The organism is Butyricicoccus sp. (assembly GCF_977037065.1).
Map to the genome: position 1 here is coordinate 1 of NZ_CDRQNY010000035.1, position 14,514 is coordinate 14,514.

The window sequence follows — 14,514 nt, forward strand, 5'->3', positions numbered from 1 at the left end:
TCCCGCCCGTTAGGGGGCGAACACGCTGACGCAGTTCGAGTACCCTGCTCAGCCGGTGCAGAAAAGGAGCCGCCCGGATAGGGCGAACACGCTAACGCAGTTCGAGTACCCCGCTCAGCCGGTGCTGAAAAAAGCTGCCGCCCGGATAGGGTGAACCGCCTGCACGGTTCAAGTACCCCGCTCAGCCGGTGCCGAATAGAGAAAAATCCGATTTTTAACCGAAAAAATCTGCGGAAACCCGCTTGGACTGATTGCTTATCCCATTTGTATTTGTTATAATAAACAGTAAAGCAAAAACCAAAACGGCACGGCAGGACAGACTGGAGCCTGCTCCCGGTGCCGGACCTTCGATGCGCCGCCGCATGACGCGGCCGGAATTCCGAGGGTATACCACTTAAACTTTTTTATATAGATTTTTGGAGGATTAAACGCCTTATGGAGCATATTAAGGATTGCATCGCGGCACTGCGAGAGGCCGCACCTGAAATAGATATTGCAGAAAACGAACTCATGCGCCGCCATACTACGTTCGCCATCGGCGGACCGGCGGACCTGTTCGTGCAGCCGAAGACCCGCAGGGAACTGACCGCGGCACTTGCCGTACTGCGCGAGCGCAATATTCCGTTCCTGCTGCTCGGCAACGGCTCCAACATGCTGGTGGCCGATGCGGGCATCCGCGGTGCGGTTGTCTGCACATCCGAGCTGGATGAAGTCCGCGTAAATGAGGATAACACTGTCTCCGCCGAGGCGGGTGCGCTGCTCAGCCGCATTGCCCGCCGCGCACAGCGTTCCGGTCTGACCGGAGCCGAGTTTGCAGGCGGCATTCCGGGCAGTCTGGGCGGCGCGGTTTACATGAATGCGGGTGCGTATGACGGCACGATGGCCGGCATTGTGCAGGAGACCGAATTTGTAGACGGCGAAGGCAATATCTGCACCCTCAAGGGCGATGAGCACGGCTTTGACTACCGTACGAGCGTGTTCCGCAAGCATCCGGACTGGACGGTGCTCCGTTCGACCATGCAGCTGCAGAACGGCGATTCGGCGGCGATTCTGGATAAGATGAACGATTTCGCGCAGCGCAGACGCGACAAGCAGCCGCTCAACTTCCCGTCGGCAGGCTCGACATTTAAGCGTCCCGTGGGACATTTTGCGGGCCAGCTTATCGAGCAGGCCGGTCTCAAGGGCACGAGCGTCGGCGCGGCACAGGTTTCGGAAAAGCACGCGGGATTTCTCATCAACCGCGGCGGTGCAACATGCGATGACATGCTGCGTCTGATCGAACTGGTGCAGAACAGGGTGCGCGAGCAGTTCGGCGTGGAGCTGGAGTGCGAGGTGCGCATCGTAAAATAATCAGCAGCGCCGCTCGGCGGCGTTATCACAGCAGAAACACAGGGCAGGGGGAAAGGTAACATGTATTTTTTGATCATTTCCGGTATGTCGGGCGCAGGCAAGAGCCGCGCGGTCGCCACACTTGAGGACTTAGGCTATTACTGCGTCGATAATCTGCCGATCTCCCTCATACCGCGCTTCGCGGAGATCTGTCTGGCGGCAACCGAACGCTATGAACGTGTGGCGCTCGTCACCGATGTGCGTGCAGGCGGCGATTTCCAGCAGCTGTTTGATTCGCTGGATTCGATCAAGAGCATGGGCTGCGATTACCGCATCCTGTTCCTCAACACGGACACGCCGACGCTCATCCGCCGCTACAAGGAGACGCGCCGCAAGCATCCGCTGATGGAAAAGGGCATGTCCATGACAGCCGCCATTGAAAAGGAGCGCGAAATGCTGTCCGGTCTGCGCGACCGTGCCGACTTTGTGGTGGACACCACCGGACTGTCTGCTGCCGGTCTGCGCGAACGTCTGCTGACGATGTTTTCCGGCACCGAGAGCGGAGAGGTGTTTGAGGTCATCGTACAGTCGTTCGGCTTCAAGTACGGCATTCCTCCCGAGAGCGACCTTGTGTTTGATGTGCGTTTCCTGCCCAATCCCTATTACGAAATGAGCCTGCGCGAGCGCAACGGCACCGATCCGGAGGTGCGCGATTATGTGTTCCGCGGCGGTACGGCGGATGTGCTGATGCGCTACCTGACGGGCATGATCGACTTTCTGCTTCCGCGCTATATCGCGGAAGGCAAGGCGAATCTGATCATCAGCATCGGCTGCACCGGCGGCAAGCACCGCTCGGTCGCTATCACCGAGGCGCTGAGCGAACACCTGCGCAGGCAGGAATACGGTGTAGTGACCATGCACCGCGATTACCAGAGATAAACCCGCTTCGTTCCGGACAGGCGAAGCGTGCTGTACAGAACGGAGAGAATATATGTCTTTTTCAACCGAGGTCAAAAACGAGCTGTGCCGGGTATCCATGCAGCGCGCCTGCTGCACGCGTGCCGAGGTTTACGGCGCACTGCTCCATGCCTCGGTTTTTTCGCACAAGGAGATACGGCTGTCGGCGGAGAACATGACCGTTGTCCGCCGTCTGCAGGCACTGCTGCAGCGCGCGTTTTTTGTCGAGTGCGAGCCGCAGAAGGCAGGCCGCAAGCAGCAGCTTGTGCTTACCGAACCGGCGCAGATCGGACGCGTGTTTGATGCGCTCGGCTACGACTGCAAGAGCCATATCACCTATCATATCAATCGCAATCTGCTCGAGGAGGACTGCTGCATTGCGTCCTTTCTGCGCGGCGCCTTCCTCATGGGCGGCACGGTCGCGGGACCGGACAAGAAAAGCCATCTCGAGCTGAAAACCACCCACCAGAGTCTGTCGGGGGAGGAGACAAGCCTGATGCTTGATTTAGGTTTATCGCCCAAGCAGGCACGGCGCGGCAGCGCGTATCTGCTGTACTTTAAGGACGGCGCAAGCGCGGAGGATTTCCTTACGCGCATCGGTGCGCCGCACGCGGCGATGGAGCTGATGCAGGCGAAGGTAGAGAAGAATCTGCGCAACACGATCAACCGGCAGGTCAACTGCGAGACCGCGAACATGATGAAGGCCGCCGATGCATCGGCGCGACAGATCGCGGCGATTCAGGCGCTGATCGACAGCCGGGGGGAGGACGCATTTCCGGGCAACCTGTGGGAGACCGTGCGCCTGCGTCTGGAATACCCGACGGACAGCCTGTCCGAGCTGGCGCAGCGGTTCGATCCGCCCATCTCCAAACCGGGACTGAGCCACCGCCTGAAAAAGATCATCGAGCTTGCGGAGAAGGAGGACTAAATTGGTACCATTTGCACATCTGCATGTCCACAGCGAATACAGCCTGCTGGACGGCGCCTGCCGTATCGAAAAGCTGGTGGACCGTGTGGCAGAGCTGGGGCAGACCTCTTGCGCGCTGACCGACCATGGCGTCATGTACGGCGTGATCGACTTTTACCGCGCCTGCAAGGCCAAGGGTATCCATCCGGTCATCGGCTGCGAGGTGTATCTGGCGCCGCATTCGCGCTTTGACCGTAGCTACATCAACGGCGAGTGGCACACGCACCTCATCCTGCTGTGCGAGAACATGACCGGCTACCGAAACCTCATCCACATGGTGTCGTGCGGTTTCTCGGAAGGCTTCTATATGAAGCCGCGTATCGACATGGAGCTGCTGCGCGCGCACAGCGAAGGACTCATCTGTCTGTCTGCCTGTCTGGCGGGCGCGATTCCGCGTGCGCTGGCGGACGGTGATATGGACGGCGCGTATGACCTCTGCGAGCAGTTCCTCGATATTTTTGACCGGGAGCATTTCTACCTTGAAATTCAGGACCACGGCATTCCGTTGCAGCAGAAAGTCAATGAAGGTCTGTACCAGCTTTCCAAGGAGCTGAACATCGGTCTGGTGGCGACCAATGACGCGCATTATCTGACTAAGGCGGATGCGCGTATTCAGGACGTGCTCATGTCCATCCAGATGGGCAAGACCGTGGATGACCCGACCCGCATGAAGTTCGAGACGCAGGAGTTCTACATTAAGGATGCGGACGAAATGGCGGCGCTGTTCCCGGAGCACCCGGAGGCACTCGCCAACACGGTAAAGATCGCAGAACGCTGTCAGGTCGAGTTCGAGTTTGGAAAGTACCATCTGCCCGAATTCGATGTGCCGGACGGCTACACCTCGCTCGAATATCTGCAGAAGCTGTGCGATGAAGGCTTCGCAAGACGCTATCCGAACGATGACGGCACCGTGCGCAAGCGTCTGCAGTACGAGATCGACATGATCGCCAAGATGGGCTTTGTCGATTACTTCCTCATCGTGTCCGACTTTATCGGCTACGCGAAAAGTCAGGGCATTCCGGTCGGCCCCGGACGCGGCTCGGCTGCAGGCTCGATCGTGTCGTACTGCCTCGCTATCACCGACCTTGACCCGATTCACTACTCGCTGTACTTCGAGCGATTTTTGAATCCGGAGCGTGTCTCCATGCCGGATATCGACGTGGACTTCTGCTATGTTCGCCGTCCGGAGGTCATCGAGTACGTTACCCGCAAGTACGGCAAGGACCGCGTGGCGCAGATTGTCACGTTCGGCACGATGGCTGCCCGCGGTGCCATCCGCGATGTCGGCCGTGCGCTCAACATCCCGTACAACGATGTTGACGCGGTTGCCAAGCAGGTGCCGAACGAGCTGCACATTACGATCGATAAGGCGCTGACCATCAACGCGGAGCTGAAAAAGATGTACGACGAGCAGCCGCAGGTCAAAGAGCTTATTGATACGGCGCGTGCGCTCGAGGGCATGCCGCGCAACGCATCGACGCATGCGGCAGGTGTGGTTATCACCAAGGACCCCGTGGACACCTACGTTCCGCTTTCGCGCAACGGCGACCAGATGGTAACGCAGTTTACGATGGTGACCATCGAGGAACTCGGTCTGCTCAAGATGGACTTCCTCGGCCTGCGCAACCTGACCGTTATCGCGGACGCGGAAAAGCTGATTCGCCGTCACACGCCGGATTTTTCCATCGAGAACGTGGATATGAGCGACCCCGCGACCTATGAAATGCTCGGCAAGGGCTCGACCATGGGCGTGTTCCAGCTGGAAAGCGCGGGCATTACCAACGTTGTTACCGGTCTGCGCCCGCAGTCCATCGAGGATATTACCGCAGTCGTTGCGCTGTACCGGCCCGGTCCGATGCAGTCCATTCCGCGCTACATCGAGTGCCGTCATCATCCGGAAAAGGTAACGTACAAGCATCCGCTGCTCGAGCCGATTTTAAGCGTCACCTACGGCTGTATGATCTATCAGGAACAGGTTATGCAGGTGTTCCAGAGCCTTGCGGGTTACTCGCTCGGCAAGGCAGATATGGTGCGCCGCGCCATGAGTAAAAAGAAGATGAAGGAGCTGGAAAAGGAGCGCGTCAACTTCATCTACGGCAATGAGGAGCTGGGCATTGACGGCGCCATCAAGCGCGGCGTGCCCGAAGCTGTTGCGGCAAGTCTGTTTGACGAGATCATGGATTTCGCAAACTACGCGTTCAACAAGGCACATGCCGTATGCTACGCAGTCGTATCGTTCCGCACGGCATATCTTAAGTGCCATTACCCGAGAGAATATCTGGCGGCGCTGCTGACAAGCGTTCTGGATGTTTCGGATAAGATCTCCGAGTATATTCAGGCGGCGCGTGATATGGGTATCGCGGTGCTCCCGCCGGACGTAAACGAGTCCTATGACGAGTTTTCGGTTGCGGGCGAGAATATCCGCTTCGGTCTGGCAGCCGTCAAGGGTGTGGGACGCTCGTTTATGAAGCAGCTGGTCGAGGAGCGGGAAGCGAACGGCCTGTTTACCTCATTCCAGGATTTCTGCGAGCGCATGTATGACCGCGAACTCAACCGCAGAGCGCTCGAAAGTCTCATCAAGGCGGGTTCGTTCGATTCCATGCATTACTACCGCAGTCAGCTTTTGAAAATCGTCAATCCCGTGGTAGATGCCATTGCCCAGAACCGCAAGAAGAACATCGAGGGTCAGATGGACCTGTTCGGCATGGGCAACGACGAGGTGCGCGACACGCAGATTGCGATGCCGAACATTCCGGAAGTGCCCAAGCGGGAGCTGCTGGCGATGGAGAAGGAGACCACCGGTCTGTACCTCTCCGGTCACCCAATGGACGAGTACCGCAGCCTGACGCAGAAGGCGCAGGCGGCCTCCGTCAAGCAGATCATCGACGACCTGACGGGCGAGAGCAGCAGGCCGGTCTACAAGGACGGCATGACCGTACGGCTTGCCTGTGTTATCACGGCGGTGCGTCTGAAATCGACCAGGAACGGCTCGATGATGGCGTATGTCACCGCAGAGGACGACACGGCAGCGATTGAGCTTGTCGTGTTCCCGCGTTCGCTGCAGCAGTGCGGCGCATATCTCACCGAGGACAGCGCAGTCCTGCTCACCGGTAAGATCGATGCCCGAGAGGACGAGGCGCCCAAGGTGCTGCTGAACGAGGCGCAGCCGCTCACCGAGAGTGCAGTGGAGAGCCTGCAGCAGCCGAAAAAGAGCACGCAGAAGTCGGTCTACACCGATGCGCAGGCGGCAAAGCTGGCGCCGCAAAAGCTGTTTCTGCGTATTTCCAGCCTGCAGGGTGATGAATGGACGCAGATTAAAGAGGTTTTGCGCACACAGCCCGGCGATACGCCGGTCTATCTCTACCCGATGGACACGAAGAAAAAGACGCTCGCTGCCCGCCGGTACTGGTGCAAACCGGATATTGCATTTTTAACAAAATTACGCTTTCTCTTGCGCGAGGAAGATGTTATAATACAATAGGAGACTGTGCTTATCCTTGGGGAGAGAGACGGTTTCCGCAGAGGGAAACAGAACTGCAATATAGAGGTCAGTGCGGCATCGACTGTGCCGCCAAGAAAGAAAACAGACCCGACAACAGGGAGGCTTTATCATGGATAAACAAATTCGCAGAATCGGCGTACTTACCAGCGGCGGCGACGCACCCGGTATGAACGCACTTATCCGCTCGGTAGTCCGCAGCGCAAGCGCACACGATATTTCCGTTCTTGGCATTCGCCGCGGCTACAGCGGTCTCATCAACGGCGACATCATCGAGATGGGTGCCCGCAGTGTAGACGGCATTATCCGCAAGGGCGGCACCATGCTGTACACCGCACGCTGCAAGGAAATGCTGACTGAGGAAGGTCTGCAGAAGGCGGCTGACACCTGTCGCTACCTCGGTATTGACGGCCTGATCTGCTGCGGCGGTGACGGTACATTCCGCGGTGCACAGGCGCTTTCCCGCAAGGGTGTTCCGTGCATCGGCGTTCCGGGTACCATTGATAATGATATCGGCTGCTCTGATTACACCATCGGTTTTGACACCGCCTGCAATACCGCGATCGAGTGCATCGATAAGCTGCGCGACACCATGCAGTCCCACGAGCGCTGCTCTGTTGTAGAGGTTATGGGCCGCCGTGCAGGTCATCTGGCACTGCAGGTTGGCTGTGCAGTCGGCGCGACCGCAATCTGCCTGCCAGAGCGTCAGCTGGATTTCGACACCGAGATTGTAGAGAAAATGCGTATCGGCCGTATCAAGGGTCGCAACCACCATATCATCATCGTAGCCGAGGGCTATGGCTCCGCACAGGCCGTTGCAGACCAGATTCACGAGGCTACCGGCATTGACACCCGTGTAACGATCCTCGGTCACATCCAGCGCGGCGGCTCTCCGTCCGCTATGGATCGTGTTATGGCGACCCGCATGGGTTATGCTGCGGTTCGTGCTCTGATGGAGGGCAAGGCCAACCGTGTTGTTGTTTCGGATAACAACATTGTTACCGATATCGACATTGAGGAAGGTCTGGCACAGAGCAAGGATCTGAACCAGTGTCTGTTCGAGGCACAGCAGACGGTTGCCATCTGACATGGCGCAGACTGTTCTCATCACCGGAGGCTCGCGCGGCATCGGTGCCGCCTGTGTGCGCGTGTTTGCCGAAAACGGATGGAATACCGCGTTTACTTACAGCAAAAGCAGGAAAGCGGCGGACAGGCTCGCTGGGGAGACCGGCGCACTTGCACTTTCAGCCGATCAGCAGGATACCGCGGCAGTGGAACTCGCGGTCGCGGAAGGGAAGGCGCGGTTCGGCACGATCGATGCCGTGGTCTGCAACGCAGGCATTGCCGAACAGAAGCTGTTCCAGAATATCACCGACGCGGACTGGATGCGCATGCTGGATGTCAATCTCATGGGTACGGTGCGCACGATTCGCGCCGTGCTGCCTGAAATGCTGCACAACCACAAGGGAAGCATCGTCACGGTGTCGTCCATGTGGGGGGAGTGCGGCGCGTCCTGTGAGAGCCATTATTCTGCGAGCAAGGCTGCGATTATCGGCCTGAGCAAGTCGCTCGCGCAGGAGCTTGGCCCGAGCAATATCCGGGTCAACTGCATTGCACCGGGCGTGATCGACACCGACATGAACGCCATGCACAGTGCGGATACCATGCAGGAGCTTGCCGATCAGACACCGCTCGGAAGAGTCGGCGCGGCAGCCGAGGTCGCGGACAGTATTCTGTATCTGTGCTCGGATAAGTCGTCTTTCATTACCGGACAAGTGCTCGGTGTGACTGGCGGTTTCTAATAAAATAAGCGCAAAGCGAGAGGTAAAACCTCTCGCTTTTTTTCGTTAATACGGTTCAAAGTCAAAATAACTGAGCAGACCGTTATAAATGCCCTGTGCAAACCCGAACGGATCGTTCTCCAGCTTCATCGCATCGGAAGTATTGGTCAGGTATGCCAGCTCGACCAGAATCGCAGGCATCTGCGTCCGCCGCAGGACATACAGGCTTGGACGGACGCGCACGCCGTTATCGCGCGTGCCGACACGCGCAACGATGCCGGCGAGCACATGCTGCGCCAGCCAGTATGCCTGCGTATTTTCCTGATAAACATACACCTCGGTGCCGTTGACGGCGGGATTTACGTTCGCGTTGCAGTGGATGCTGATGAAGTAATCCGCAGGCCACTCATTCGCCAGCCGCACGCGCTCGGCCAGACTGGTGGCATTGCTTGTGCCGAGGATTTCCTCGGGTGAGGTGCGGCTCAGCCGCACCTCAAACCGCGAGTCGGCCCGCAGAAGATCAGCCAGATACACGCCGACAGCGTAGGTCACATCCTGTTCGAGCAGACCGCCGCCTTCCGCGCCGGTGTTCGGACCGGACGGATTGTGTCCCTGATCGACAAAAATCTTGATCGCCAAAGTATCACCTCCTCGTGTCAGCCTATGCGGCAGCGCGGCAGAACGTCCGTGCTTGACGGTCAGCACACGCCGTGTTATCCTGTAAGAAAAGAGGGGTGGGATCAATATGAAATTATATATCAAACAGAAGGTATTCTCCTGGGTGGATCGGTTTACTGTTTTTGATGAAACCGGCGCCGACAAATACCATGTCGAAGGGGAGTTTTTCTCGTGGGGCAAGAAGTTGTATGTCACCGACTTGACCGGACACGAGACCGCCTTCATCCAGCAGAAGGTGTTCAGTATGATGCCGCGGTTCTTCGTGTACATCGACGGCGTGGAACGCGCGGAAATCGTCAAGCGGCTTACATTTTTCTACGAAAAATACGAGATCGAGGGTCTCGACTGGACGATCGAGGGTGATTTCTGGGCGCATGAGTACCGCATCACGCAGAACGGACGCGAGGTCGTGTCCATCTCCAAGGAGTGGTTCACTTGGGGTGACTGCTACCAGCTGGACATCGCCGATTCCGCAGACGAAATGCTTGCGCTGGCGGTCGTCCTTGCAATCGACGCAGTGCACGCGCAGGCGAACGCGGCAGCGGCTTCGACTTGAAAGGAAACGATATGATTGAGATAAACCAGGACTTCGCGGACGGTGTACTGCATCCGCGCAATCCGGAGACAAATAAAAACGACTACGGCCGCATTCTGTGCGTGTGCGGCTCGGCAGGATATACAGGCGCAGCATATTTTTCGGCACAGGGCGCGGTCCGCATGGGAAGCGGCGTTGTGACGCTGGCAGTTCCGCAGGGTGCGTGGCCGGTGCTGGCGGTCAAGCTGAATGAGCCGGTCGTGCGGCCCATGCCGCAGGATGAAAACGGGCTGTTTTCTATGGACGCACTGCCGAAGCTGCTTGCGCTTGCCGAAAAGGCGGACGCGCTGCTCATCGGGTGCGGACTCGGCCGTTCGGATACGCTGACCGAAATCGTGTGTACCCTGCTTGAAAAAGCTGCTTGCCAGATTGTGCTCGATGCGGACGGCATAAATTCGATTACCGGGCATAAGGATATATTGCGGCGAACGGCAAAGCCGGTTGTGCTCACGCCGCACGCAGGCGAGTTTGCACGGCTCAGCGGCAAGCCGGATGCGACCGCTGCGGACGCGGCACAGTTCGCGCAGGACTATCGGTGCATCGTGCTCTACAAGGGACACCGCACCCGCATTTTCACGCCGGACGGCGCGGCGTACCGCAATACCTCGGGCAATCCCGGCATGGCGAAAGGCGGCAGCGGGGATGTTCTGGCAGGCATGCTGGTTTCGCTGTGCGGACAGGGCATTGACGCGGTTCTGGCAGCCTGTACGGCGGTGTGGCTGCACGGCAGAGCCGGAGATCTGGCTGCGAACGCGCTGAGCGAATACGGCATGACGCCGAGCGATATGCTGACGCAGCTGCCGATTCTGCTGAAACGATATAACTCGAAAACATGGTGATAAACCGGTCAAAGGAGTGGTAATCTGAACAGGCTGCTGTGTGGTTTGGCGGCGCTTGTTCTGCTCTGCGGCTGCGGCCGCTCGGCGGAAATGAGTGCCGAGGATATGCGTGCGCATTTCGCATCGTTGGACAGCTGTACGGCGCATTTGAAAATAATCTCGGATTTGGACGAATCTGTACTGGAATTTGAAAGCGACTATGTCTATAATAGAGAGGACAGCGATTCCTTCACGCTGACCGCACCGGAGTCGGTCGCCGGTATCGGCGGGCGCATCTCGGGTGAGGAGAACGGCGCGTTCACGCTACAGTACAATGAGCTGCAGCTGGATGATATTGCTCCTCGGCACACCGGACTGACACCGGCAGACGCGTGGTTCTGTTTGCTGAACGATCTGCGGTATGCTGTGCCTGCGCAGGTGTGGAGCGAGCGCACGAACGGCGAAAGCCTGCTCGTGCTGCGCTATGAAAATGCAGACGACAGCGTGGAAAAGCAGGTGTGGCTGCGGCAGAGCGATCTGCAGCCGGTCTATGCCGAGCTGTATGCGGACGGTGCGCGCGTGCTGACCATACAGGTGGAATCCTGTCAGTAAATCAGGAACCAAACGGTTCTGTTGGAGTGACGAAAACAATGGAAGTAAATCAACACCGCACTTGGGCGGAGATCGACCTCGGTGCGATCGAGCATAATTATCGCGTGATCTGCGAGCAGGCACAGGCGCCGGTCCTGTGTGTCGTTAAGGCGGACGCATACGGTCACGGTGCCGTGCAGGTGGCTAAGCGGCTGGAGAAGATGGGCGCACCGTATTTTGCGGTAGCGACCATTCCGGAGGGTGTGGAGCTGCGCGAAGCAGGCATCGAAACGCCCATCCTCATCCTTGGCTATGTGGACGAGAAGGATATGGACACGGCGGCACAGTACGGCATCACCGTGCCGGTGTACGACCGCGAGACCGCAGAACTCATCAGCGCGGCAGCAGAGCGCACCGGCAAGCCGGTCACCGTACACTACAAGCTGGATACCGGCATGACGCGGCTCGGTTTCCCGTCGTGGGAGTGTGAGCAGACCGTGCAGGATATCCTTGCGTGCTCCAAGCTGCCGGGCCTGATCAGCGAAGGCATTTTCACGCATTTTGCGGTTGCCGACGTGCCCTCGGGCGAGGCGTACACGGAATTGCAGTACAAGCGCTTCTCGGATGTGTGCGAGGGTCTGCAAGCAGCCGGTCTTGATCTGCCGCTGCGCCACTGTGCGAACAGCGGCGCCATCCAGACCTACGAGAAGATGCACTGTACGATGACCCGCGCGGGCATTATCCTGTACGGCTATCGGCCGGATGCCTCCGTGCCGCCGGTGCTCGATCTGAGACCCGCCATGACCGTCAAGGCGCGTGTGGTGCAGGTGCGCGATATTCCGGCGAATACGACCATCAGCTATGGACGCACCTTCGAGACGGCAGAGCCGACCCGTATGGCGGTTATCTCAATGGGTTATGCGGACGGCTATCTGCGTACCGGCTCGGGCAAGGCGCAGGTGCTGCTCGGCGGCGTGAAAGCGCCCGTGCTCGGCCGCATCTGCATGGATATGTGCATGGTGCGTATTCCGGAGGGCGTAGACGTACATCGCGGTGACGAAGTGACCGTGTTCGGCCCGGAAGGCTGGACGGCAGAGGATGCAGCAGACGCGGCGGGCACCATCTCGTACGAGGTGCTGTGCGCCATCAGCCGGCGCGTGCCGCGCTTCTATCGGTAATTTACTGACATTGCGTGCATAAGATGAAGCGGAGGAGATTTTTCCTCGCTTCATTTGTCTCTCAAAGTCGGTATCCTGTTAGTTTGATAGTATCGCGCGGCAGCGCTATTAAAACAGCATTTGCGTTGCAAATGCAAGAAAACCGGGAGCATGTATCACGGTTTTCTTACTTCTGGAGGGAGAAAGTTTCTGAACAGGAACTTTCGGACGACTTTGGAACGGCCTGCGGTCCGTTCCTGCTTGTCGGCGAAACTGTAGTTTCGCGACAGCTTTGAAGCGGAGGAGATTTTCTCTCTCCGCTTTTCTGCATTATACAGTTATAATTTTGTGTGACACGGGGAAAATAGGTTTGCGGGAAAACCATCAGGCAGCACCGTAAATCTATTTCATCGGAGTGTGAACCAAAGTGGATAGCAACATCAAACGAGGCGATATTTACTATGCCGATCTCAGTCCGGTGGTTGGCAGTGAGCAGGGCGGCATCCGTCCGGTGCTGATCGTGCAGAACAACGTCGGCAATCGGTACAGTCCGACCGTGATCGCCGCCGCTATTACATCGCAGATCAACAAGGCGAAAATGCCGACGCATATCACGGTCGGTGCGCCGAACTACGGACTGACCAAGGATTCCATCATCCTGACCGAGCAGATCCGCACGCTGGACAAACGCCGCCTGCGCGAGAAAATGGGCTCGCTCGACGAAAAAGCCATGCGGCACGTCGATGAAGCACTGGCAGTCAGCTTCGGACTCGGCTCGGTGCAGGGGTAAGCCGTATAACGACGGGAGAAAGCGCATATCCTTTTATGGGGTATGCGCTTTTTATGTACAAATGTTGATTTGTGATCCGTTTCACAAACGGGGAATGTGACGCGCCCGCGGCTGGGGCAAGAGGATAGACATCAAGGTTTGCCCGTAGGCCACTAAACCTTGTTCCCGCGCCGTGCGCGGATTAAATGAGTACTACCCTCTTAACTCCCTTTTCCCTTTGTTTCTTAGCTTGACGCAGACCAGAGACCGGCGACCGCTTCGAAAAGGGGAACGGCAGTCGGCCTACCCTTACACGCTGACAAGGGTCTCTTCTGCGTCAGACAGCGCGTGCCACACTGCAATCGCAGGCGTAATCTTTGGGCGGCATAGCCGTGCCGCCCTCTGCGTAGGCTTTCCGATATGTGTAGCAGTACGCTGTCTGTGAACTGCGCATATTTTGCGAAAGAAACGCTGTGGTAACCCGACTGCCGTTCCCCTTTTCGCAGCGGTCACATATAGGAAATTGGCGCCAGACTAACAAGCAAAGGAAACTGGAGTCCCAAGAGGATAGTACTCATTTAATCCGCGCACGGCGCGGGAACAAGGTTTAGTGGCCTACGGGCAAACCTTGGTGTCTATCCTTTTGGACCTCCCAGCCAAAGGTTGGCTCCCATTCTATATGCTTTAGCAAGTAGTAAAATTCAAATTTGCACAGAAAGGAGAACCGCCCATGCGCGCAGACGTATTCTGTAACGACAACCCGATTGGTACGATCGATTGGACCCCGGACGCCTGCGGCGTGCAGGTCAATCTCGACTGCGCCGTCTGTGGGGACGAACTGCTGCGCTGCTATACGGTCGTGAACGGAAACATCCTGCGGGTCGGTCTGCCTGCACCGGAGCATGGCCGTCTGCGCCTGCGCCGGCATCTCTCGCGGCAAATGCTGCATGAGACTGGCTGCGAGGGCGAACCCGAACGGTTCTATCTCGCGTCTGCACCGGAGTCTTTGCCGCAGAGCAATGCGCCGCCCGAGCCGCCGCTTGTTACCGGAGATGCGGTTCTGGACGCGCTTCTATCCAACGAAAACGTGCAGATTCAGCCGACGGAGACCGGACTGCGTCTGCAATGCCCGTTTGACCCGAAAAAGCCGTTCGCGCTGGCACCGGCCTTTGTGCTTTGCCGCACAGAAGGAAGCACGGCAGTTCTGGAATGGAAAAAGGACGCAGCCGATGCGGCTGCGTCCTCTGAAAAGGCGTAACTTTAGGTAATACCGCATAATTGAACAAGAGTGATTTGCGAGTAAATTTTGCGTACTGACGAGGCACAGTTTTGCGGTAATACTTGATGTATTACCGTGAAACTTCGGCAGCGCG

At 57.8% G+C, this 14,514-nt stretch carries 13 protein-coding genes; 12 read left to right on the forward strand and 1 reads right to left on the reverse strand.

The annotated features are described in order from the left end of the window. Positions 1–435: 435 nt before the first annotated feature. The 6 genes from murB (at position 436) to ACWVX6_RS09910 (ending at position 8,554) form a co-directional block, all read left to right on the forward strand. Positions 436–1,350 (forward strand): UDP-N-acetylmuramate dehydrogenase, encoded by a 915-nt coding sequence (gene murB / locus ACWVX6_RS09885; protein WP_110437063.1) that lies wholly within the window; start codon positions 436–438, stop codon positions 1,348–1,350. Between the two features lie 60 nt (positions 1,351–1,410). After that, positions 1,411–2,268 carry an RNase adapter RapZ gene (rapZ, locus tag ACWVX6_RS09890; RefSeq protein WP_118729577.1) on the forward strand — a complete coding sequence of 286 codons (858 nt, stop codon included), beginning with the start codon at positions 1,411–1,413 and terminating at the stop codon, positions 2,266–2,268. Positions 2,269–2,320: 52 nt separating this feature from the next. After that, a complete protein-coding gene (whiA, locus tag ACWVX6_RS09895) occupies positions 2,321–3,214 on the forward strand; it encodes a DNA-binding protein WhiA (RefSeq protein ID WP_110437061.1) in 894 nt (297 codons plus the stop codon). A gap of 1 nt (position 3,215) precedes the next feature. Next, the gene (locus tag ACWVX6_RS09900) at positions 3,216–6,734 is read left to right on the forward strand and encodes a DNA polymerase III subunit alpha (RefSeq protein ID WP_455153039.1); all 3,519 of its coding nucleotides are present in this window, start codon (positions 3,216–3,218) and stop codon (positions 6,732–6,734) included. Positions 6,735–6,864: 130 nt separating this feature from the next. Continuing rightward, positions 6,865–7,839: a 6-phosphofructokinase gene (gene pfkA / locus ACWVX6_RS09905; RefSeq protein WP_455153040.1), complete on the forward strand. Its 975-nt coding sequence runs from the start codon at positions 6,865–6,867 to the stop codon at positions 7,837–7,839. 1 nt (position 7,840) lies between these two features. Further along, positions 7,841–8,554, forward strand: coding sequence for an SDR family NAD(P)-dependent oxidoreductase (locus ACWVX6_RS09910; RefSeq protein WP_455153041.1), 714 nt, complete (start codon positions 7,841–7,843; stop codon positions 8,552–8,554). Between the two features lie 45 nt (positions 8,555–8,599). Here the strand turns inward: ACWVX6_RS09910 and ACWVX6_RS09915 are convergent, their stop codons facing one another. After that, positions 8,600–9,172 carry an N-acetylmuramoyl-L-alanine amidase family protein gene (locus ACWVX6_RS09915; protein ID WP_455153042.1) on the reverse strand — a complete coding sequence of 191 codons (573 nt, stop codon included), beginning with the start codon at positions 9,170–9,172 and terminating at the stop codon, positions 8,600–8,602. A 106-nt stretch (positions 9,173–9,278) separates the two neighbouring features. On the opposite strand from ACWVX6_RS09915, the gene ACWVX6_RS09920 reads away from it, so the two are divergent. From ACWVX6_RS09920 to ACWVX6_RS09945, 6 genes are all read left to right on the forward strand, one after another. Next, positions 9,279–9,767, forward strand: a complete 489-nt coding sequence (locus ACWVX6_RS09920) for an LURP-one-related/scramblase family protein (RefSeq protein ID WP_455153043.1) — start codon at positions 9,279–9,281, stop codon at positions 9,765–9,767. 11 nt (positions 9,768–9,778) lie between these two features. Next, a complete protein-coding gene (locus ACWVX6_RS09925) occupies positions 9,779–10,645 on the forward strand; it encodes an NAD(P)H-hydrate dehydratase (protein WP_455153044.1) in 867 nt (288 codons plus the stop codon). A 45-nt stretch (positions 10,646–10,690) separates the two neighbouring features. Next, positions 10,691–11,236, forward strand: coding sequence for a hypothetical protein (locus ACWVX6_RS09930; protein WP_455153045.1), 546 nt, complete (start codon positions 10,691–10,693; stop codon positions 11,234–11,236). 38 nt (positions 11,237–11,274) lie between these two features. Further along, positions 11,275–12,393 carry an alanine racemase gene (gene alr / locus ACWVX6_RS09935; protein ID WP_455153046.1) on the forward strand — a complete coding sequence of 373 codons (1,119 nt, stop codon included), beginning with the start codon at positions 11,275–11,277 and terminating at the stop codon, positions 12,391–12,393. 406 nt (positions 12,394–12,799) lie between these two features. Next, positions 12,800–13,162: a type II toxin-antitoxin system PemK/MazF family toxin gene (locus tag ACWVX6_RS09940; RefSeq protein ID WP_110437051.1), complete on the forward strand. Its 363-nt coding sequence runs from the start codon at positions 12,800–12,802 to the stop codon at positions 13,160–13,162. A 709-nt stretch (positions 13,163–13,871) separates the two neighbouring features. Continuing rightward, complete coding sequence (locus ACWVX6_RS09945) at positions 13,872–14,399, forward strand: hypothetical protein (RefSeq protein ID WP_418998430.1); 528 nt, start codon at positions 13,872–13,874, stop codon at positions 14,397–14,399. Positions 14,400–14,514: the final 115 nt, after the last annotated feature.